18 protein-coding genes are annotated in these 22,062 nt (G+C 61.8%); 3 read left to right on the top strand and 15 right to left on the bottom strand.

The features are described 5' to 3' along the window. Positions 1 to 26 precede the first annotated feature (26 nt). The 14 genes from PSJE_RS28115 to PSJE_RS28050 form a co-directional block, all read right to left on the bottom strand. Entirely contained in the window at positions 27 to 1,946 is a 1,920-nt protein-coding gene (locus PSJE_RS28115; RefSeq protein ID WP_090456404.1) for a hypothetical protein, read from the bottom strand. Further along, positions 1,943 to 3,247, bottom strand: coding sequence for a lipopolysaccharide biosynthesis protein (locus PSJE_RS28110; RefSeq protein WP_090456403.1), 1,305 nt, complete (start codon positions 3,245 to 3,247; stop codon positions 1,943 to 1,945). The genes PSJE_RS28115 and PSJE_RS28110 overlap by 4 nt, the downstream gene beginning before the upstream one ends. Continuing rightward, on the bottom strand, positions 3,244 to 4,242 hold the full coding sequence (locus tag PSJE_RS28105) for a polysaccharide deacetylase family protein (protein ID WP_090457946.1): 999 nt from the start codon (positions 4,240 to 4,242) through the stop codon (positions 3,244 to 3,246). The genes PSJE_RS28110 and PSJE_RS28105 overlap by 4 nt, the downstream gene beginning before the upstream one ends. A 12-nt stretch (positions 4,243 to 4,254) precedes the next feature. Then, positions 4,255 to 5,391, bottom strand: a complete 1,137-nt coding sequence (locus PSJE_RS28100) for a glycosyltransferase (RefSeq protein WP_090456401.1) — start codon at positions 5,389 to 5,391, stop codon at positions 4,255 to 4,257. Continuing rightward, positions 5,384 to 6,352, bottom strand: coding sequence for a glycosyltransferase family 2 protein (locus PSJE_RS28095; protein ID WP_090456399.1), 969 nt, complete (start codon positions 6,350 to 6,352; stop codon positions 5,384 to 5,386). Before PSJE_RS28095 ends, PSJE_RS28100 begins: the two co-directional genes overlap by 8 nt. Continuing rightward, entirely contained in the window at positions 6,349 to 7,716 is a 1,368-nt protein-coding gene (locus tag PSJE_RS28090) for an O-antigen ligase family protein (RefSeq protein ID WP_090456398.1), read from the bottom strand. Before PSJE_RS28090 ends, PSJE_RS28095 begins: the two co-directional genes overlap by 4 nt. Beyond that, positions 7,713 to 8,807, bottom strand: a complete 1,095-nt coding sequence (locus PSJE_RS28085; protein WP_090457944.1) for a glycosyltransferase family 4 protein — start codon at positions 8,805 to 8,807, stop codon at positions 7,713 to 7,715. Before PSJE_RS28085 ends, PSJE_RS28090 begins: the two co-directional genes overlap by 4 nt. Continuing rightward, positions 8,804 to 10,396, bottom strand: a complete 1,593-nt coding sequence (locus PSJE_RS28080; protein WP_090456396.1) for a GumC family protein — start codon at positions 10,394 to 10,396, stop codon at positions 8,804 to 8,806. The genes PSJE_RS28085 and PSJE_RS28080 overlap by 4 nt, the downstream gene beginning before the upstream one ends. A 14-nt stretch (positions 10,397 to 10,410) precedes the next feature. Further along, the gene (locus PSJE_RS28075; protein WP_090456394.1) at positions 10,411 to 11,442 is read right to left on the bottom strand and encodes a polysaccharide biosynthesis/export family protein; all 1,032 of its coding nucleotides are present in this window, start codon (positions 11,440 to 11,442) and stop codon (positions 10,411 to 10,413) included. 22 nt (positions 11,443 to 11,464) lie between these two features. Further along, positions 11,465 to 12,112: a CpsD/CapB family tyrosine-protein kinase gene (locus PSJE_RS28070; protein WP_090456392.1), complete on the bottom strand. Its 648-nt coding sequence runs from the start codon at positions 12,110 to 12,112 to the stop codon at positions 11,465 to 11,467. Then, a complete protein-coding gene (locus PSJE_RS28065; RefSeq protein WP_090456390.1) occupies positions 12,113 to 12,859 on the bottom strand; it encodes a sugar transferase in 747 nt (248 codons plus the stop codon). It lies immediately after the preceding gene. Between the two features lie 44 nt (positions 12,860 to 12,903). Continuing rightward, positions 12,904 to 13,908 (bottom strand): NAD-dependent epimerase, encoded by a 1,005-nt coding sequence (locus tag PSJE_RS28060; RefSeq protein WP_090456389.1) that lies wholly within the window; start codon positions 13,906 to 13,908, stop codon positions 12,904 to 12,906. Next, entirely contained in the window at positions 13,905 to 15,257 is a 1,353-nt protein-coding gene (locus PSJE_RS28055) for a UDP-glucose dehydrogenase family protein (RefSeq protein ID WP_090456387.1), read from the bottom strand. Before PSJE_RS28055 ends, PSJE_RS28060 begins: the two co-directional genes overlap by 4 nt. A 469-nt stretch (positions 15,258 to 15,726) precedes the next feature. Then, positions 15,727 to 16,767, bottom strand: coding sequence for an AraC family transcriptional regulator (locus PSJE_RS28050; protein WP_090456385.1), 1,041 nt, complete (start codon positions 16,765 to 16,767; stop codon positions 15,727 to 15,729). A gap of 71 nt (positions 16,768 to 16,838) precedes the next feature. Between PSJE_RS28050 and PSJE_RS28045 the strand changes: the two genes are divergently transcribed. Next, positions 16,839 to 17,753: a LysR family transcriptional regulator gene (locus PSJE_RS28045; RefSeq protein ID WP_090456383.1), complete on the top strand. Its 915-nt coding sequence runs from the start codon at positions 16,839 to 16,841 to the stop codon at positions 17,751 to 17,753. 117 nt (positions 17,754 to 17,870) lie between these two features. Here the strand turns inward: PSJE_RS28045 and PSJE_RS28040 are convergent, their stop codons facing one another. Beyond that, entirely contained in the window at positions 17,871 to 18,788 is a 918-nt protein-coding gene (locus PSJE_RS28040) for a LysR family transcriptional regulator (protein WP_090456381.1), read from the bottom strand. Between the two features lie 97 nt (positions 18,789 to 18,885). Between PSJE_RS28040 and PSJE_RS28035 the strand changes: the two genes are divergently transcribed. Both PSJE_RS28035 and PSJE_RS28025 read left to right on the top strand, forming a co-directional pair. Next, positions 18,886 to 19,725: an AraC family transcriptional regulator gene (locus PSJE_RS28035; protein WP_090456379.1), complete on the top strand. Its 840-nt coding sequence runs from the start codon at positions 18,886 to 18,888 to the stop codon at positions 19,723 to 19,725. Between the two features lie 499 nt (positions 19,726 to 20,224). After that, complete coding sequence (locus PSJE_RS28025; RefSeq protein ID WP_090456376.1) at positions 20,225 to 22,051, top strand: DUF1302 domain-containing protein; 1,827 nt, start codon at positions 20,225 to 20,227, stop codon at positions 22,049 to 22,051. The last annotated feature ends 11 nt before the right edge of the window (positions 22,052 to 22,062 follow it).

Here is a 22,062-nt window from a genome sequence, read left to right as displayed (position 1 = left end):
TCCACGCGGTAAAAAAACAATGGCGTTCATGAGGTGCTCCAGCTGAGGGAAAACAGGGTTTCTCCTGGTAAATCGAAGCTGATGCGACCCTCCAGGCATTTGAAGGATGCGTCGCGACTGCGGTTGTCGGCGCCGAAATAGCGCAATGATCCATGGGGCAATGGACATTGCGCGCCAGCCAGGCTCACACGCTGCAAGCGTGAGCCTTTATTGACGCCCAGCAGGTTGCGTTGGTGCCCGGCAGACATGGCCAGCACGTCAACCTCGAAGGCGTCGTTCTCCAGGCGCATGACATCGCGTAGCCAATGCTGGCGGATAAATTGCTGCGCCAGGCCCACGGGCTTGAGCTGGAATTCATCCTTGCCGAGCACGCGCAACATACCCTTGGGATATTCAGGTTCATCGGAGGCCTGGAACCAGCCGAGCATGTCGAGCAAGCCGTCCTGGGAAGCATTGATGATGACCGAGGCCCACCATAACGAGGCGTAGTGGGTTTCCTGATCGTAAGGGCTGAGGCTGGCCCCGCTGGACATGTTGGTCTGGTCCAGCAACAAGGCTTTGCGCGGTCGTCCCTGGTCGTCGAACCCCACCAGCTCTGCCGCTTTGCGTACGCTATCGCGGTAGACACGGGTCGCCAGCAGGTCGCGGACCATCCATTCGTGCCAGGCCAGCGCATCGATCTTGTCGCCGGACTCGGCCAGCAGGCGTCGGGCCCAGTCGATGCCGCGCTTGTCGGCGGCATTGTCGACGAACGGGCCATTGACGAACCGGGAGCTGGCCGGCATGGCGATGCGTACGCCGGCTTTGGCGTTGTCCGGGTTGCTGCGCACTTGCCAGGCCATGCTGTTGAAGATGCGCTTGTAGCTGGCGTAGTCCGGGTAGTTGAGGTTCGGTTCGTCGGCAAAACCGATGTAGTGTGTGCCCTTGCCGCCGAGTGCGCGTGTGGCGGCGAGCCAGGCGTCGAGGCCGGCGTTGCTGGTGGTGTCGGCGCGCAGGTAGGCAAGGCGCTGTCTGCCGGCCAGCAGGGTGATGTCCTGAGTGATGCCCAAGCGATCCTGATACAGCCGGCGGAACACGTCTTCGTAATGCGGCCGCGTCGCCATGATGTCGACCAGACTGTAATAGGTTCCAGCCTGTGGTTGCAGGGCATCGAGCACGGCGAAACCGGAATCCGGCAGTTGCGCATAGGGCAGGGCGATACCCAGGTTCGGGGTCCTGCCGAGCACGTCGTTGTGCAGCGTCAGCCGGGTCTGGCCTTCGTCTTCGCGCAAGGGCTTGAGCTGTTGCGGGTTCTGGGCGAACAGGTTGGCCGTGCCATCGAGCCAGAATGCGACCTTGCCGCTACCGCGCAGGTGCAGGCGCCAGACTTGATCGGTAGCTGCAACGGGCAACTCGACTTTGTCGAACTGCCAATAGAAGGGGTACGGCTTTAGAGAAAGTGAAAGTTGTTGGCCGTCACTCACGCGTTGCGCTTGCAACGCGCCGACGCCGCCGTGGAATTTACCGGCCAGCACCGCGTGCTCACCGGCCGCGACCTTGAAATACAACTCGTCACCGTCCCGGGGCTCGGCGCTGAAATGCACCTTGGCCGGGGCGAACAGTGCGACGGTGTGGTCGTCGTGCTCAACCGTATAACGGCGGAAGCTGTAGCCAGGAATTTCCAGTCGATAACTGGCGGCGTCCGGCGCCAGGTTCCAGCGTTGACTACCGCGGGGCTCATTGGCGGCAATCAGTCGTTCGCTCTGGAGTTTGCCCTGGCCGTCGAGCAAGTAGAGGTGTTCTTCGTTGGCTTCAGCCTGCCACACCGGGGTCCAGAGCACGGTCAGGGTGTCGGGGCGGTCCGTTTGCAGGTACAGGCTGCCGTCGCGGATATCGGCCCAACGCATGGGCGCAGCTTCGGCGCTCAGCCCGAGTCCAAGACTCACCAGCAATAACAGGTGTTTCATGCCGATTTCCGTTGCAGCATCAGCAGCATCGGCGCGATGTCGCCGGGCAGGACGATGAGCGTTTGCCAGACCGGCACGTGGCTCAACCGGCAATACACCACCAACAGCGCCAGGGTCACGGCCAGGTACGCGATAGAGGACGCCGCTGCTGCGCCGACGATGCCGTAGGTCGGGATCAGCAGCACATTGAGTGCCAGGTTGAGCAGGGCGCTGAGGCCCATCAACAACGAAATCGTGCCGGGCCGGTTTTTGCCCAGCAGGTCCAGGCGCAGAATGCTCGCATAGCACAGGCCCAACAGGCCTGGCAGCAGCGCCAGCAACGCCGGGTATGCAGGCTGGTAGGCCTCGCCAAACAGCGTCACGATCAACCATTCACCCACCACAGCCATGCTCAGGCAAGCGCCGATCATCACCGTAGCGGTCAAGCGCAAGGCCAGTGGTGTGACTTTTTCGATGCCTTCTTCCTGTTGCAGCAGGCGCTTCATCAGCGGCGTGGTCACTGCTTCCGGAACGATCAGCAGCAACTCGGCGGCCGCGCTGGCCATGGCGTAGTGACCCAGTGCCGTGGTGCCGAGCAGGGCGCCGATGATCAGGAAGTCGGAGCGCAGGATCATTTGCTGGAACAGCAGGTCCGGATGGCTGCGGGCGCTGTAGCGCAGCAATTCGTTTTGACTGGCGCGGTCCCATTGCAGGCTCAACGGATGCTCACGCTTGAGCCAGACCCAACCGGCCAGCACCACCAGGCTGATCCCCGTCAGCCAACTGATCAACGCCGCTTCCAGGGCCGCGCTTTTCCACATCCAGAACAGGGCAAGGAACATCAGCAGCGGCGCCAGCGACTCGATCAGGCGCAAGGCATTGAAGGCGACCACGCCGCCCGAGGCGTTGTGCAGGGTCAGCAAACCGCTTTTGAGCACGGTCAGCGGCACCGCCAGCAGCAACAGCCAGGCGAGCAGGCCCAATTGCGTAGTGATCTCCAGTTCACTGCCGAACTCGCGGGTCAGCGCCACCACCGCCAAGGTCAGCAACGCCGCCAGTAGGCAACCGAACAGCAGCACCTGGCTGAGCAGCAAACCCATCGGTCGTTGCTTGGCCGCCTGATAGCCTACCGCTGAATTCAAGCCGCCGCTGGTGGCCGCGCTGATCAGGTCGGGCAGGGCGCTGAGCAAGGCAAACAACCCCCGTTCGCTGGGGCCGAGAATTCGCGCCAGCAACACGTTGCGCAGCAAGCGCAGGGCGATCATCGCCAGTTTGGTGCCCATGCTCAGGGCCAGGTGCTTGAGGTAGTTGTTGCCGCTCATGGGCGTGCCCCACGGTAGATGCGCCAGGACAGCAACCCGGGATTGCGTGCGGTACGCTGGCTGACGCCGAAGCGTGGCAGGGCCAGTGGATCTTCGGCCCCTCGATAAATGCCGGTGCCGGTACCCAGGGCAAACGGGAAGTCATGCCTGGCCACCTGTTGGCGCACCCGCGCATCGTTGTCGCCATTGGGGTAGCAGTAAACCGGCAATGGCTGGTTGCAGCCGTGGAGCAGCGCCTGGCGACTGCGGCTCAGCTCTTCATCCAGGCGTTGATCGTCGAGACCGGTGAGGATGGCGTGGCTGGCACCGTGGGGGCCGAAGCGCACCAGGCCGGACGCTTCCAGGTGGCGCACTTGCTGCCAGTCCAGCGCCTGGGGCAACGACTCGTGCGGGCAGTCGTCGGTCAGGCGATTGAGGTCCAGCGGCGACAGGGTTTTCAGGCTCTGCAAAAAGTTCAGCAACGCCAGGCTGCGGCGTTGCCGATCCGGGTCATCGCACCGTGTCGGCAACGGGCGCCCCAGGTGCTGCAAGCGTTCGATCAGTTTCTGCCGTGCCTGTTCGCCATGACTGTTCCACAGGGTTTCGCCGATGCTTTCCCACCAGAACCGCTGGCGGCTACCGATGAAGTCGGTGGACAGAAAGATGCTCGCCGGCACCTGGTGTTTTTGCAGCAGCGGGAAGGCATTCAGCGCGTTGTCGCGCCAGCCGTCGTCGAAGGTCAGCGCCACTTTCGGTCGCTCCGAGCGCGCACCCGGTTGCAGAATGTCCATCAGCGGCACGCAGTCGAAGTGTTTTTTCAACCACACCAGCAAATGTTCAAACGCTTTTGGCCCGACGCACAGTTCATTGCGGTGGGGCAGTTCGGCGGCCTGGTCGCTGGCCAGCACCCGGTGCAACATCAGGATCACACCGGCGCCGTGCAGTTGCTTGCGCCCCACTGGGGAGTTGAGGTACAGCCAGCCACTGGTGCGTTTCAACAGTTGTTTGATCGCCACGGCACGCACCTCTCATCGATTTTGCTCGGGATTCCATTGGGCGTAACGCTGACCGCGCAGGAACTGCCACAGGCCGATGCTCATCCCGGCAAGGGTCACCAGGAGGAACGCGGCCAGGCGAAAGGGTTTGGGCAAGCGGTGTTGCGAATCCAGCAGGCCGGCAATGGCCATCGTGTAACCGAGCAGTTGTGCGATCAGGCTCAGGCGATAAAAGCCGTGATCCTCCCACAGCCAGAAATTGCTCAGCAGCAATGGCAACAACAGGATCGGCGCCAGCCGGCGGATCAGCTTGTGGCTGATCAAGGCAATCGCATACAGGCCGTGGGTCAGCGGATTCAGCAACTCCCGGCGCTGGGCCAGGCTTTGCAGGCCACCCACCGTGACCCGCTGACGGCGACGGAATTGCTTGTCGGCTTCGTCCACACCCTGGTCGATTACCCGGGCCTGGGGCACGTAGACAATCCGCTTGAACGCGACCGGCGCGCAGGTGCTGATAAAAAAATCGTCGTTGACCTCCGCCGGAACGTTCTGGAACAACTCGCGGCGTAAGGCGAGCAATGCGCCGTCGGCGGAGACCATGCAGCCGGTGCGATTTTCCACGTAGCGCAGCCAGCCTTCATAGTGCCGATACAGGCTGTCGCCAACGCTCAACCCCTTTCCTGTCACCGGGATCACCATGTGCCCGGCGCAGCCACCGACCTGCGGGTCGTTGAGCGGCGCGAGCAAATGGCCGAGGGTGTCGGTCGACCACTGGTTGTCGGCGTCGGTGAACACCAGGATCGCGCCGCTGCTGATCGCGACCCCGGCATTGAGCGTCGCCGCCTTGCCCTGGCGGGGCAGATCGAGCACGGTGATGCGCGGGTCCTCGACCCGGTGCGCGCAGGCCACTGTGTCATCGGTCGAGCCGTCGCTGGCGAGGATGATTTGCAGCGAGCGGGCCTGATAATCCTGGGCCAGCACGGTGCGCAGTTTTTCTTCGATATGCCGCGCTTCGTTGTGCGCGGCAATCACGATGCTCACGTCCATCGGTTGTGCCGGTCCTTGGCGCGGTGCCGGGTAAAACGGTGCCAGCAACGTCAATAACAGGGGATAACCGAGGTAGGCGTAAACCGGTAGCAACAGACACAACCAGAAAATGAATTCAGCCACGGGCGGGCCTCCTGGCATTCCAATGACAAAGGCTGAGGATGAACCCGGCCCCCGCCAGGTGCAGGCGCACCCAGTGCAGGCCCCAGAGTTGCAGGGTCAGGAGCGTGTCGCGGTGCCTGGCACTCTGACGCAGGCTCAGTGCCAGGGCGGGCAGGACGGTCAGCAGCAGCATCAGCAGCGAATGATGGGGGAACCCGTCGAACAGGGCGGAAATGGCCATGAAATCGATCAACCAGGCGGCAATCGACAGCAGCGGAAAACGCAGCAAGCGCAGGCTCGGGCCATGGGTGCGCAGCAGTTGCAGATGACTGCCCTGGCGCCATAATTCCTTGCCCATCCATTCCCGCCAACTGCCTTCGTAGCCCCAATGCAGCGCCACGCTTTGGTTGACTGCGAGCAGTTTCGCGCCCGCGTCGACCAGGCGCATGGTCAGTTCCTTGTCCTCGCCGGTGCGCAGTTGTTCATTGAAACCACCGACCTTGTCGAACCAGCGACGGCGCATCAGCAGGTTGCAAGTGGGCAGCCATTGCACGACATGCAGCGGCTGCGTATCGGGACGCAAGGTGCGACGCTGCCAGGCGTCGGCGTACCACGGCGCTTCGGCCGGGGTGTGCAGGTCAAGGCCGATGACATCGGCCTGGCCGCCGGACTCGAGGTCGAACAACAGCTTGAGCCAGTTCTCGGGCATCTCGACGTCGGCATCGATAAAGGCCAGCCATTCGCCGCTGGTGATCGCCGCTCCGCGATTGCGCAATGCACCGATGAGCAGGCCGGGCAGGACCAGCACCTGGGCGCCGAACTGTCGGGCAATGTCCGGGCCCTGGTCATCGGAGCCGTTGTCCACCACGATCAACTCGCATTCGACGTTGGCCGCCTCGGCGGCATGTCGTGCCGCTTGCAGGGTCCGGGCGATGTGCCGGGCCTCGTTGTACATCGGGATGATGATGCTGATGCGGTTCATGCCCTGACCTCCGTCGGCGGGGCTTCTTCGGCTTTAGTGCGCAGCACGCTGGTCAACGCGAGCATGATCCACAGGTACTTGTGATTCGGTGCGCTGAGGAACATCAGGAACAACGTCAACGACAGAAAACTCATGCTCAGGTGGGTCATCAGATCGGCCTGATGCCCAATTCCTCGCAATAGCCAGGCGCGGCGGGCGCGGATCAGGTTGTACAAACCCAGGGCGAGCATGCCGACGAACATCAGGCCGGCGGGAATTCCCAGTTCACTGAAGATCTCCAGGTAGGTGTTGTGGGCGCGACGGTACAGGTCATCGGTCTTGCCGGTCATGGCAAAGGTCTTGGCATAACCGGTGGTAGCGTAGTGCAGCGGGAACGTGCCGGGGCCGGTGCCAAGCAAGGGGTTCTCGGCGATCATGGCGCTGCCGACCACAATGTAGGAGGCACGACGGCCCAGTGACGCGTCCTGACTCTTGGCCCCGGAGCTGAGGATGCTCAGCGACTGGATGCGTTCCACGTAACCGGCCGGCATCGCATAGAGCCCCAGCGAAATCACAATCGCCAGGCCGAGCATGGCAAAGCCCAGGTAGCGTGGACGAATATGTGGCAACTGCGCGCGGTAGTGCCACGCGCCGATCAACAGGCTGAGGAGCAACACCACCAGCCCCGAACGGGATTCGGTCTTGGTCATGCCGCCCAGCAGCAAGAGGGTACAGCCCCCCCAGAACAACCGGTGCAACCGGTTCGGGCTGCGGACCACCAGCAACAGCGCCATGGGTACGGCGAAGGCGATCATCAGGGCAAAGTCGTTCGGGTCATTGAGCATCCCGGATGCACGGCCATCGTCCTGGTATTTGGCAGAGAACATCGCCATGGCGCAGGTCGCCGCGACACTGATGGCAACCAGTTTGGCGAACATGTCGAGGTTCAACTCACGCCCGACCAGCAGGGTGATGACAAACAGAATCAGGCCGACGCTCAATTCGCGCAGGTGGCCCAGGGAGAAGCCCATGTCGTCGGTGTTCAACAGGCTCAGCAGGTACAGCACCATGAACCCGACCAGGAAACGCCAGATATTGCTGCGCAGGCGCTCGCTCGGCAGTTGGTGAGTCGCCAGTTGCAGCATCAGGATCAGCGCCAGCGAAGCCCCGAGGAATTTGGAGCCCGACAGTGAGCTGTCCTTGAACAGACCTTCGAAAGGCAGAATGGCGACAATGCCCAACAGGCCCCAGGCCGGTTTGCGGTACAGCACCGCGACACCCACCAGGCCCAGTACCGCTCCCGGCGCCAGATACGGATAAGGGCTGGCCAGCAAACCGAGGCAGACCAGGCCGAGCAAACTGACGATCGAGAGCGGAACAATCACGGGTGCGCCTCTCGTGCAGTCCGGATGTAAAGCTGCGACCAGCGTTCGGCCAGGACCTTGAGGTCGTAGCGATCCCGTTGCGTACGTTTTGCGTTGTCGATCAACTCCCCGGCCAGGGCCGGGTCACCCAGCAGCGTGCCGATCTGGCGGGCGAGGGCGGTACTGTCGGTGGGCGTGGCCAGCAGGCCGTTGTGGCGGTCCTGCAAGACATCGGGAATCCCGCCGACGCCGAAGGCCACCACCGGCACTCCGGCCTGCATCGCTTCGAGCAGAATCATGGGCGTGCCTTCGGTGCGCGAGCTGATCACCAACGCATCGAGTTGCCGCCACCAGGCGCCCATGTCGGTCTGGTAGCCCGCCAGTGTGATGCGCGCCTGCAAGCCTGCCTCGTCGATCCGCGTCTGCAGGCTTTCGCGCTCCGGCCCGTCACCGAGCATCACAGCGTCCAGTTGCGGGTACTGCTGACACAACGGGATCAGCGCATCGAGAAACAGGTCAGGGCCTTTTTCGCTACTCAGGCGCCCGACGTAGCCAGCCAGCCAGCGTTGACGCTCGCCACTGTGCGGCAGCAAGTCGTGGGCCGCCGGCAGGCCATTGGGGATCACCTGCAGTTTGTCCGTGCGCACATTGGCCTGACGGTGCAGCGCGGCAATGCTTTCGGCGACACACACCACCCGGTTCACCGAGGCCGTGCGGCACAGTTGCAGGCTCAGCCAGGTGTAGAACTTCTGCTTGCGACTGCGTGGGGTGAAGCCGTGCTGGGTGATCACCAGTGGCAGGCGCAACAGCGTAGCGCCGATCCAGCCGAACAACAGACCCTTGAAGTTGTGCGTATTGATCAGTGGCCGCTGGTTCCGTCGCTGGCGCAAATGCCCCAGCAACGCGACCAGGCCTGCACAGCCGAGGCAATCGACACCGGCCTCGCGAAATCGCGCGATCAGTTCTGGCGGCGCATCGAGAAACAGCACCTGGTGCTGCCCCGGCGTCGCCAGGCAATGATCCAGCAGCATCCGCTCGGCCCCATAGAAGCCGCCGCTGCTGAGCAAATGAATGATCGGCAGGTCGTGGGTGGTGCCGAGCGGCGCGTTCAATTGCGCACCCAATGTACGAGGGCCGGTACGCTCCAGCTCTTGTGCGGATTGTTTGGCAGGGTGCTTTGATCATTGATCACCAGCAGCACCGGCAAGCCCAGTTCATGGGTGATTTGTGCAGGGTGCTTGAAGCGGTGGTCGAAGAACTCACGCACATAGACCAGGGCAATCGCCAGCAGCAAACCGGTGAACACTCCGAACGGAATGATCAGCATCGGCTTGGGGAACGCCGCTTCGGTCGGTTCGAACGGCGGGCTGAGTACCCGTGCGTTGGACAGGTCGTTGTCCAGTGCGCGCGCGGTGCTGCTTTCGGCGAAGCGCTGGGCATAGGTGGCGAAAGCCTTGTGCAGCGCGTTGATTTCGGTGTCCATCTGCCGCAGCTTGCTCCGGGTTTCCTGCAACTGGTGGATACGATTCTTGAACTCGGCAATGCGCGCGGTTTTCTGCTCGATGACCGAGCTGATCGTCGCCAGGTCGCTGGTGCGCTCCTGAATCCGGTTGCTGACAATCTTCAGGAATTGCCCACGGGCCCGGATGATTTGCTCGCGGGTCATTTGCATCGGCTCACTGCCGGGCTGAAAGACCGCCAGGTCGTCCATATAGCGGCTGACCAGGGTCGTCAGTTGCTCACCCAGTTGCTTGATCTCGCGGTCTTCGAAAGCGACGCTGTCGACCGTGGTGGTGAAGGTGTAGGGGAAGGTGTAGTCGGTGAATCTGGCGTTGTTGGCGGTCGCCAGGCTGGTTTTCAGGTAATCGAGCCAGCGCTGGCTTTGCAGCAGTCGGTCCTGATACAGGTTGAGCGCCTGCTCCTCGGTGTTGATCGCGTTGAGACGGAACGTGATTTCTTCCTTGGGGTCGGACGAACCGATGCTTTCGAGCAAGGCCAGGCGATTGGCTTCCAGGCCATCGAGACGCACCTGGTACTGCAACTTCTTGGTTTCGTAGAAGCTCTGTGGCAGGTCGATCGATTGCATTTCCTGGCGGCTGGCCAGGTAGTTCTGCAGCAGGGCGGCGACGAACCGGGTGCCCTGGGCCGGGTCAGGGAAACGGTAGACGATCGAGATCACGTTGGAGCCGGGCAAGGTTTCCACCTTCAGGGCAGAGGACGCTTGCTGCGTGAGGGCATCGAGCACGGTGTCGCGTACCGGATCGGTCTGCAGTCCGAGCAAGTTGCGAACCGGGTTGGTCACGTGTTCGCGAACGGGATTGGTGACAAACCGTTTGAACGGCTGCACCAGCAGTTTGTTGAAGGCGCTCACGGGTAGCGTGTACTCACCCTTTTCGCGCAACTCGCTGATGGTCTGGCGGATCAAGGCCGGCGAACGCAGGATGTTGCTCTCGGTCTCCATGTCCGCCAGCGACGGTGGAATGAAGGAAGCGTTTTCCTGATTGAGGGTGCTGGTGGCATCCCCCTGGGAGATTTTCTTGGACTGCACGATCACCTGGGCGGTGATATCGAAACTCTGCTTGAGCAACAGCGGCAAGACCACGGCGATCACGGCAAAGACCAGGAAAACTCGCTTCACCAGCTGCTTGTTGGCGAAGAAGATCCTGAAGAACTCATGCAGGTAGTTTTCCTTTGGATTCATTGGCCACCTGAGAGTTAGTTGCTGTTGTCGTCTTTGTTGTCGACGCGGTAGCTGAAGCTGAGGCCCATGCCCTGGAACAACACGACGTCCGCCAGTTGCCGCGCGAGCTCACCGGCGCTGGCCAGTTTGGTCTTGGGCACGTAAAGCATGTCGTCCGCTTGCAGGTAGGCGATCTGGGTGGCGTCGCCGGACAAGGCTTTTTCCACGTCGTAACGATGCGCGACCACCTGGTTGCCGTTGCGCCGCATGATCATTACCGAGTCCAGGCGTGCCTTGACGTTGGAACCGCGGGCCAACGTCAGGGCTTCGAGCACCGACACCGGACGGCGGATCGGGTAGGAGCCCGGCTGGCCGACTTCACCCAGTACATAGATTTCGTTGCCGGCGGTGGACTTGAGCAGCACGTCCACGGTCATGCGCCCCGGCAGGGTGGCGTAGCGTTTATTGAGGTAGGCCTCCAGCTGGTTGATGGTCATGCCTTGCAGCGGTACGGCACCGATTTCCGGGAAGCTGGCGTAGCCGTCGGTGCCCACGGTGATTTCCCGACTCATGCCGGTGCCGGGGTGGTTGAGCACAGACTTGAGGTTCCACTCATTGGCCAGCGGGCTCACTACCATCACTGACAGCTGATTGCGGTTGGGCTGGAACAGCTGTTTGCGATCGTAGGCGCGCTGAATCGCGTCCCGTGCTTCATCGCGGGTCAGGCCCTCGATTTTCACCGTGGTGTGGGCCCCCGGCAGTTCGATGGTGCCATCGGGCAGCACCAACTGGTTGCCGTTGAACTGGCTGGCGGCGGTGAAGTTCAGCGCGATCGTGTCCCCGGACTGCACGCGATAGGCGGCCGAGCCACTGGTGCTGATGTGGAAGATCACGTCCAGCACATCCTGTGGGCGCAGGGTCTGCTCGACCTTGGGCACGTCAGTGGCCTGGGCGTTCGCCGGTGGGGCCGTGAGGATTTGCACCGGCATGCCTTGGGATTCGTCGGAGGAAGTGCTGGAGCAACCTGCAAGGGGCAGCAAAAGCAGGACAAGCATCTTGGCGTTCATGGCGTCATCCTTGTCTGACTGCTCACAGGTTTCTGTACAGCCATTCGGGCATGTAGTACTTGCGTCGGTTGAACACGCTGCCGACCAGCTTCGCTCCCGCCTGGCTCAAGCGCTGGGCCGCGGCCTGGGCCACCTCCCAGCGGGTGTCTTCCGAGCGCACGACCAGGACCACGCCGTCCACCTGGGTGCTGATGACCAGGGTGTCGGAGGCCGAATACACCGCGTCGCCGTCGATCACCACGAAGCGGTACCGGATGCCGAGTTGATCGAGCAGCGGGCTCAGGCGCTCGGGTGTCAGGTGTTCGTTGCCACGGGAGTAGCGGCCGAATGGCAGAACGTGAAAGGGCAGGCTGGAGACGTCCACCACGCAGTCCTGCAACAAGGGCGGGCTCTGGGTGTTGAACAACAAGTCGCGAAACCCCCGTTCCTTGCTCAGCCCCAACTGTTGCGTGAGGTTGGTCGCCGACTGGCTGGCATCCACCAGCAGCACCAGGCCGCTGCTCATCTTCGCCAGTTGACTGGCCAGCGCCAGCGCGCTGGTGGTGGTGCCTGCGCCGGGGTTGGCGGCGGTCAGGAAAAGGATCCGCAGGTTCTGGTCGAGCACGGTCGATGTCAGATTGGACTCGCTCGGGCTGGCAATGCTGAGGCTTTTAGCCGTTGAGCCGTCCATTTAACTCGCTCCCTGTCCGCTGAAAACTTTTAAAGGGGTTTTCAACAGAATCCTCAAATCAAGCAGCGGGCTCTGCTGGGAGATGTAGGTGAGATCCAACTCAACGCGCTGGTCGAAATCGATATTGCTGCGCCCGGAGATTTGCCACAGGCCGGTCATGCCGGGGTAGATGCTCAGGCGCACAAGGTGTTTGTTCTTGTAGCGGTAGGCATTGAACGAAGTCGGCCTGGGGCCTACCAGGCGCATGTCGCCGGTCACCACGTTGAACAGGTTCGGCAGCTCATCGAGACTGGTGCGCCGCAGGAAGCCGCCGATACCGGTGATGCGCGGGTCCTTGTCGATCTTGAAATCGATGGCGTCGGTACCGTGCTTGTTCAGGTGCCGCAGGGACTCCTTGAGTTCCTCGGCGTTGGTGACCATGGTGCGGAATTTGTACATGCCGAACATGCGGCCGCGGTAACCGGTGCGCTTTTGCACGAACATCACCGGCCCCGGGCTGGTGAGTTTGATGGCCAGCGCCAGCCCCAGCAGCACCGGGGAAATCAGCACCAGGATCAGCAGCGCGCCGAAGCAGGCCAGGACGCGGTTGGTGCGCGACAGGGTCCATGGCCGGCCACCTTCGCGACCGGTTATCCAGCCACAACCCTGCATGTGGATCGCGGCATCCATGCGCATGCGCTGTTCGGGGTCCAGGCGCTTTTCTCTACGCAAATTGCCAAGTGGCAAACTTTTTTCGTGTTCAGACATAAATTCTCCGCAGAGTTCAGCCGTGTGCGGTATGGGGGACGCAGTCAGTAGTAAGAGCGGAACCAGGCAACGAAGCGCCCCAGTCCCTCGTCCAGTTCGATACGCGGTTGGAAATCGGTAGCGCGGGCCAGCTCACTGGCATCGGCGCAGGTGTTGAGGACATCGCCGGGTTGCAGGGGCAGCAGTTCGATCCGGACTTTTTGCCCCATGTGTTTTTCCAGCAATGCCAGATAGTCCTTGAGCTCTACCGGGTGCTGGCCGCCGATGTTGAAAATCCGCCAGGGTGCCATGCTCGTGGCCGGGTCTGGCTGTTCGCGGTCCCATTGAGCGTTGGCTTGCGGTGGGCGGTCGATCAGGCGTGTGATGCTCTCGATAATGTCGTCGATGTAGGTGAAGTCCCGCTGGTGCTTGCCGTAGTTGAACAGCTTCAGTGGCCGTTCTTCGGCGATGGCCCGGGCGAACTGGATCGGCGACATGTCAGGCCGTCCCCAGGGGCCGTACACCGTGAAAAAGCGTAGCCCGGTGCAGGGAATACCGAACAGGTGGCTGTAACTGTGGGCCATCAATTCGTTGGACTTCTTGGTCGCGGCGTACAGCGACAGCGGATGATCCACACCATCGTGCACCGAGTACGGTGTGTGCTGGTTGGCGCCATACACCGAACTGGACGAAGCGTAGATCAAGTGTTTGACCGGGTGGTTGCGGCAGCTTTCGAGGATGTTCAGGAACCCGCTCAAGTTGCTGTCCAGGTAGGCCCGGGGGTTTTCCAGGGAATAACGCACCCCGGCCTGGGCCGCGAGGTGGATCACGATCTCCGGTTTTTCCCTGGCAAACAGTGCCTCGATGGCCGGTGTATCGGCCAGGTCAACCATTGAGAGCGGGAAAGGGCGTGCCTGCTCCTGCACCCAACGCACGCGATCGTGCTTGAGTTGCGGATCGTAGTAGCTGTTGAAGTTGTCGAGGCCGAATACCTGGTGTCCATCGCGCAACAGTCGCAGCACGCAATGGGCACCAATGAAGCCGGCTGCTCCGGTGACGAGAATCTTCATGGACGGACGGCCTCGGGCGTGATGCGGCGCAAGCCGATGCCACTGTAATGCAGGCCGGCGGCCGCCACCTGTTCCGGGCTGTACAGGTTGCGTCCGTCCACGATCACCCGTTTTCGCAGTTTGCTCGCCAGCCTGTCGAAGTCGACCACGCGAAAGTTCTTCCACTCGGTGCAGATCACCAGGGCATCGGCGTCTTCGAGTGTGTCATCGCGGGTGGCGCACAGATGCAGGTCGTCGCGGTAGCCGTAAATGCGCCGGCATTCGGACATGGCTTCCGGGTCGTAGGCTTGCACGCTCGCACCTTCGGCCCAGAGCGCCTCCATCAGGTTGCGGCTCGGTGCTTCGCGCATGTCATCGGTGTTGGGTTTGAACGCCAGGCCCCACACGGCGATGGACTTGCCGGCCAGTCCACCGGGAAATTGCGCCTTGAGTTTGCTGAACAGGATATGCCGCTGGTGGTCGTTGACGTCGGTCACGCTACGCAGCAACTTCAGGGACATTCCGGCGCGTTCGGCGGTGTGCAGCAGAGCGCGCAGGTCCTTGGGGAAGCAGGAGCCGCCGAAGCCGCAACCGGGGTAGATGAAGTGGTAACCGATGCGCGGGTCCGAACCGATGCCTTTGCGCACGGCTTCGATATCTGCTCCCAGTAACTCGGTGAGGTTAGCCAGTTCGTTCATGAAACTGATGCGCGTGGCCAGCATCGCGTTCGCTGCGTACTTGGTCAACTCGGCGCTGCGGTTGTCCATGAACATCAATTTGTCGTGGTTGCGGCAGAACGGTGCGTAGAGCTCGCTCATCTGGCTGCGGGCTTCATCGTCAGCGGTACCGACGATGATCCGGTCCGGGCGCATGCAATCGGCCAGGGCACTGCCTTCCTTGAGAAACTCCGGGTTGGACACCACCCGTATCTTCAGCGAGCCTTTGCCGCTGCGCTGCAACTCTTCAATGGCAGTGGCACTGACCTGGTCCGCCGTGCCTACCGGCACCGTGGATTTGATGATCAGTGTGCGGTCGGCCTTCATGAAACTGGCAATCTGCCGGGCCACGCTCAGCACATGGCTGAGGTCGGCCGAACCGTCTTCGTCGGCGGGCGTACCAACGGCGATGAAGATCAGCTCGGCGTGCTCTACCGCATCGCTGGCCTGGGTGGTGAAGAGCAGGCGACCGGCCTTGATGTTTTCTTCAAGGGTGCCGCAAAGCCCCGGCTCACTGATCGGTGGCACGGCCTGTTGCAGTTGTCGGATCTTGTTCGGATCGATGTCGACACACAGGACGCGATGTCCGACATCGGCCAATGCAGCTGCTTGTATCAGGCCAACATAGCCCGTACCAAATACGCTCACGTCCATATCAGCGTGCCTCGTAAAACGGTGGAGAGTTGCAAAACAAGACTGTCAAAAGGGGGTATAGACCAGCCTCGGCAAACCGTGTCAGCGAACCAGTATGTTAAAGGGGCAAGACGCCCCCAAATGTGGGGCTATTGCCATCACTATTGGGTTTCACCCCTCCCGATTTTGACTGTTTGGCGAAAATCTCAAGAAAGCAACAACCTGCCGCAAGCCTTGAAATACAAGGGTTGTAGCTGCTTTGGGGTGTCAGGTTTGAGCCACCGGTTTAATGACGAGTGTTCACCGCGTCTGACAGTTCTTACGCACAGATGGCGCAATGCGAATGTTAAAAAATGTCCAACAATCTATTGATCAAGTGCCTGTCGAGTCATAGCAAATTCAATGATGCTGTCTTTGTCAGCCAGCCGCCTGTGAGCGGCTACGGGCGTTCATTCAATGGGCCGCCTAGGGTTCGCACGCGTGTGGTTTTTTATCGACCTTGCCGGGTTCGCCAGGCACCCGGTGCGCACCCCAGCCACCGCAGGCAGGCACGATTGAAGCTTTGCACATCGCTGTAGCCCAGGCGGTCGGAAATCTCCACCAGCTCCAGGTCCGTTCCCTGCAAAAAGTCTTCGGCCCGGTAGCGACGGTATTCGTCGAGCAACTCTGAAAAACTCCAGCCCAACGCCTTCAAGCGTCGGGCGGCGGTGCGCTCGAGCACGTGCTGGGTGGTACAGAATTGCTGCCAGTTGGCTTCGGCGAGGTTGCCGATCAAATGGTCGCAGACTTGCTCCAGCAAGGTCGGTTCGCTGTTGCGTCGGGTCTGCTCCAACAGCTCGATCAGCGTGTGTTCCAGTTCATGATTGCCCGGCGTCAACGGGATGACGAACAGCTGTGGATCGAGGCGGATCGAGTGCTGCGCCTGCCCCCATTGCACCGGTGCGCGAAAGGCTTGTTGATGTTCCTGCGCATTGGTCGTGCAAGCACCGACCAGCCCGACGCCCAGAACCGGATCACGCTCCAGGCCGCTGGCGAGGAATTTGCGCCGCAACATGCTGCACAGGCTGATGAGAATGTAATCGGCGGTTGCCGCGCTGCTTTTCACACTGCCGTGGTCGAGCAGGTGCAATTGGACGCTGTCGTCGCCGCGCACGATCCGCGCCTGGAAGTGCCCGTTGAAAAACGGAAAGAAACGCACGAAATACTGGCAGGCGCTGTCCAGTGAGTCGGCCACGTCGAACAGGTACGTCAGGCCATTGGTAGCGGTGGAAACGAAACGCCGGCCAGCCGCCAGGCCGATCAGCGGGTCGCCGGTCTGCTCCAGGGCAAACGCCCAGAAGCGCCGCGACATGAACAGCGGAATGCGCATGAACGGCGTGCGCAACTCGAACAGGCTGCGACGAAACAGGCCTTCGATACTGTCCCGGTCCACGCCACGGGCCAGCAACTCTTCGATGGCCGGCAGCAGAGTCGGCGCATAGAACGCATTGGGTATCGATTGATCGCGCAGTGGCTGATCGCTTTTTGTCATGTAGGGCTCACAGCTTGTTCCGCAACACTGGTTAGGCTGCCCGACGTTAAGCGATTTGCCGGAGCAAGACCATGCTTGATTTACGCCAGCTCGATTTGAACCTGTTGCTTGCCTTCGATGCGATTTATCAGCAGCGCAGCGTCACCCGTGCGGCCGAGGTGATGTGCCTGTCGCAACCGGCCATGAGCAATGCGTTGCGTCGCCTGCGCGAGTTGTGCGGCGACCCGCTGTTCATCAAGAGTCGCCTGGGGGTGACGCCGACACTGGTCGCCCATCGTCTGGCCGACTACGTGCGTGCAGCGCTGGAGTCACTGCGCGATGGCTTGCGCATGATTCCCGCCGCGCGGCAGAACAATCCACTGCTGCGCATCAGTTGTCTGGATTGCCTGCAACCGGTGCTGCTCGATGCCTTGCTCGAGTCACCCCACGCCGATTGGCAGGTGCGTTATTTCCAGCCCCGGCGCCGCGACGCCTTGCAGGATCTGGCCAGCGGCAAGCTGGATATCCTGATCGACCTCGACCAACCGCTGGCCGGGCTTGCCGGCCTGCACAAACAGGCATTGCCCGCCGACCATTATGTGTTCGCCTATGGCGCCGCGCTCAAGGAGCCGCCGCGCACCCTGCAGGAGTATCTGGAGCAGCCGCAGATCCAGGTGTCGAGCCGCCGCGACGGGCTCAGCCCGGTGGACTTGCAGCTTGGCTTGAAAGGCCTGCGCCGGAATGTGGCGATGAGTACCCAAAGCACCCTGGCCGCGAAGCTGATCGCCGATCGCCAGCCGTTCGGCATCAGCCTGCCAAGCCGGGTCGCCAACGTGCTGGGCCTGCAACACGTGCCGCTGCCCCTGGACGAGCCCGTGGAATTGAAACTGGCGCTGTACATCGAGTCGCGCTATCGCTTCGAGCGCAGCCGCGAGGAGGCGATGCACTGCCTGCTGCGGGCCCTCGGTGAGCCCCGGGCCTTGCAGTCGCTGGCGCGGCGTGCGTGATCTACCCCTGTAGGAGCGAGCTTGCTCGCGATGGAGTGTCATTCACCGCTGTGTCGACTGATACACCATCGCGAGCAAGCTCGCTCCTACAGGGATTTGTGTGTGTTTCAGATGCGCCTAGTTCGACGCCAGCAAACGTTGGTCGACCGTCAGCACAGCCTCAACCATCGCCAGCGCGGCCGGTGTCAGGGAATGCCCGGCACGGCTGACGATGCCGTAATGCAATTGCAGGCCGGGATCCTCCTTGGGCACGTCGGTAAACTCCAGCAGCCGGATCAGGCCCTGGTCCACCAGTTCGGCCAAGGCCTCCATGGTGGCTATACCCACCGCATCGGAGCGCATCACCACGCGGCGGATCGCATCGAATTGCGCGCACTCCACGCTCGGGTTGAAGTCCGCCTCGCCCTGCACGTCGGCGAGGATCTTGCGGATCATCGGCGGTATTCGCGTGCCGACCACCGCGTAGTCGAGCAGGGCGCGCAGGGACAGGTTCTGCTGCTGCACCAAGGGATGACCGACACGGCAAAAGAACCGCCCACGTCTAGGGCGCAACAGCTGAACCTGGTATTGCGGGTCGCCAGTGAAGTACCGCGCGTCGGCCACGAGGAATTCGATCTGCTGTTCGCGAAGCCAGACCGCCAGTTGCTCCCAGTCGCCCTGGTGGAAGCTGATGCGGATCGCCGGGTGAGCCTGGATGAATTCCGCCAGCGCCTCGGGCACCAGCACCTGGGCCGGGTACGGGCCGCAGCCGAAGTGCAACTCGCCACCGGTCAGGCCGTTGTATTGCGTCAGTTCGTTTTGCAGGGCCTGGCTGCCGGCGAGCAGGCGCCGGGCATGTTGCAGTACCAGTTGACCCTGGCCAGTCAGACGGAATTCGCGGCTGCTGCGTTCTACCAGCGCGCAGTCGAGGTCGCGCTCCAGGGTCTGGATGCTGCGACTGAAGGCGGGTTGGCTGAGGTTGATCGCCTCGGCGGCACGGCCGAAGTTGCGGTAATCGGCCAAGGCGACAAGGTGGCGGAGTTGTCGTAGGTCCATCATGCGTCTCCTGCATTTGTCGGATACTTTTAATGCATTGGATCGATATCACAGGGGCTGGCATAAGTACACGCCTGTCTTCTCGCCGTAACCTGCCATGACCAGCCAACCGTTCATTTCCAGCGCCTTCACCCGTACCATTCTCAGCCATGCCCGGCAGTCCGGACTGTGCCAGGACCAACTGCTGCAACGGGCCGGCATCTGCCAGTCGTTGCTCGAAGGGCAGGACCTGCACGTGCCTGCGCACCTGGTCGAACGCCTGTGGAATGAATGCGAACGTGCGGGCGCCGGGGTGTCGTTTGGCTGCGAACTGGTCAATGGCATGGCGACTACCACGTTACGGGGTTTGAACATTCTGCTGGACTCCGCCGCGACCCTTCGCGCGAGCCTGGCGTGTTTCACTGATTTCCTGCCGCGGGTGACCAACTACGTAGTGGCGGAACTGGAGGAGGGTGACGGGCAGGCTCGCTTGCATTTGCGCAGTGTTGACCAGCCGCCGCATTTTTTTGGTCTCGATGCGGCGACCCTGACGTTGGTGCGCAACATCGCCCGACGTTTGGGGCGCGCGCCGGCCGAGGTGTTCGTCGCGGTCCACTTGACGCCGCAACAGGCTGCCGGGCAGTGGTTGCGTAGCATGGGTGTCGAGGTGCTGGAGGGTTCACATCCGTGCCTGAGCCTGCCAGCGGCCAGTCTCGATGAGCCTTTGCTGGGGGCCAATGGGTTTTTGCATCAGAGTATGTTGCGGCACTGGCAGACCGCTGCGGCGCAACACACACGTAGCGATAGCCTGGAGTTGGCGCGGCACTGGTTGACGGCGGGGGATCAGCCGATTGAGCGGATTGCCGAGCGGTTGGGGTATCGGCAGCCGAGCAATTTCATTCGGGCGTTTCGCAAGCAGTTCGGGATTACGCCTAAGCAGTTTCGCCTTGGTTTGTAGTCCGGGGTATAGGGCTTTGGTGATGGAGTACATATCCGTTGATCCCTTCACGCCCCACGAGGCCTTCCGAGGGGGCGGGTGGATCAAGATCAAGAGCTGCAGGCGAGCTAACGCTCGGCCTGATGAGTGGTGAGAAGCGCGGGTGTACGCCGCTCTGCCTTTGCTCTTCTGTAGGAGCGAGCCTGCTTGCGAAGGCGGCCTCACAGTCGACCGAAATCTTGCGGATGTACTCAGTACCTGTGGGAGCGAGCTTGCTCGCGAAAAACGTCCAGACACCGCGTTCATTCAGACAACAGGCGTTATCGTTGACGTCCTTCGCGAGCAAGCTCGCTCCCACAGGTGACCGCATCCGCAGAAACGGATATGTACGCCTTCAGAAATTAACCGAAGCCCCCCGCAGATACCCCCGATGATTATTTTTTGTCGGCCATCGCTTGCGTGTCGGGGCCGATAGTTGGGCACCGTGTCCGGGCTGAGCAAACCTGACCGGAGCCTAATAATGATAAAAAAACGCTCGGCCACAGCCGGAGTCCGCCAACGGCTTCACCGGCTTGGCCACACTCGCCCGCAACCCCTTGCGCTGGCGATTCTTGCCGTACTGACGGGGCCAACCTACGCCACCACATTTGACCTCAACGAAGACTGGAGCCTGTCGACCAAGACCAGCCTGAGCCTGGGCAGCAGCTGGTCGACGCAAAACCCCGACAAAAGCCTGATGACCCGCGCCAACGCCTTGCAGGCCCAGGGCGTAAATGCCAATGGCACCAGCGTCAGCGCCGACGACAACCGGCTGAACTTCAAGAAGGGCGACCCCATCTCGCAACTCTTCAAGGGGCTCACCGATATCAGTCTCGATGGCCAGGGCCAGGGTGCGTTCATTCGCTTCAAGTACTGGTACGACCATGCCTATGAAACCGGCAATGGCCGCTTCAAGGATTTCGACGATTCGGGCTGGGACGACCTGTCAAAATTCAAGGGCTTCGAGGTGCTCGATGCCTACGTCTGGAAAGACTTCCAGGTGGCCGAACATCCGCTGAACGTAAAGGTCGGTAACCAGGTGTTGTCCTGGGGCGAAGCGCTGCTGATCCAGAACGGCATCAACGTGATCAACCCGTTGGACATCTCGGCGTTCAACCGTCCCGGCGTGGAGATCAAGGAAGGCCAGTTGCCGGTGGAGATGGTCTCCTTCAGCTTCGGCCTGACCGACACCACCAACCTCGAAAGTTTCTACCAGTACAACTGGCGCCCCAGCGTACTCGACGGTTGCGGCACCTTCTTCGCCAGCAGTGATGTGATCCAGCCGGGTTGCGGGCCGCTGTACCTGAGCCAGGTACAGACCGATCAACAGATGCAGGCCGCTGGTTTGTTCGCCACGTCCCGGGGCAACGAATCGCCGTCCGACAACGGCCAGTTCGGCTTCGCCTTGCGCCAGATGATCCCGGCGCTCAACGATGCGGAAGCGGCGATCTACTACATCAACTATCACTCGCGGTTGCCGTACTTCACCATTAACGCCAGGAACACCGCCGTGCCCGGTACCTTCCCCGGTGGTATCCAGGGGCCAAGCTATGCGGCGGCCTTCCCGGAAAACATTCGCCTGTACGGCATCAGCCTCAACGGCGTCGAGCCTGTCACCGGGATTTCCCTGGCCGGTGAGTTGAGCTACCGGCCGAACATGCCGATCGCGATCAACGCGCCCGACGTCAACGTTGCGGTGATTTCCGGACCGGGGGGCAGTTCCTGGTTGCAGTTGCCACCGGGCTTCAGCACCACCAATGGCAGCCAGTTCGATGCGTGGGAGCGCAAGGGCGTCTGGCAGTTGACCGGTTCGGCCACCCAGGCCATCGACAACGTGCTGGGCGCCACGCGCCTGAGCCTGTTCGGTGAGGCCGGTGTCGTGCACATCGACGATCTGGGGGACGAGCGCCTGGGCCGTAACGCCGCGTTCGGCCGCAGCGCCCCGCGCAACGGCACGCTGTGCAACACGGTGGCTTCAGGTGTGACCAACCAATACTGCACCGACAAGGGCTTTGCCACCGATTGGTCGTGGGGGTATCGCCTGCGCGCCAGCCTCGAATACAGCGATGTGTTGCCAGGCATCAACCTGATTCCGGCCGTCAACTGGCGGCATGACGTCTCGGGCTATTCCTACGATCCGCAAGGGCCGTTCCAGGAAGGCCAGCAAGCGCTGGGCGTGAGCCTGACCGGCGTCTACATGAACGATTACAGCGTGGAACTGGCCTACAACACGTTCTTCGGTTCCAACGACTACAGCACCCTCGACGACCGCGATTTTGCATCCGTCAGCTTCAAGGCAGACTTCTAAGGAGAACCGTT

This window comes from Pseudomonas jessenii (assembly GCF_002236115.1).
Classification (GTDB): domain Bacteria; phylum Pseudomonadota; class Gammaproteobacteria; order Pseudomonadales; family Pseudomonadaceae; genus Aquipseudomonas; species Aquipseudomonas jessenii.
The sequence above is the reverse complement of the archived record's forward strand: the minus strand, read 5'-3'. Positions and strand labels throughout refer to the sequence as shown.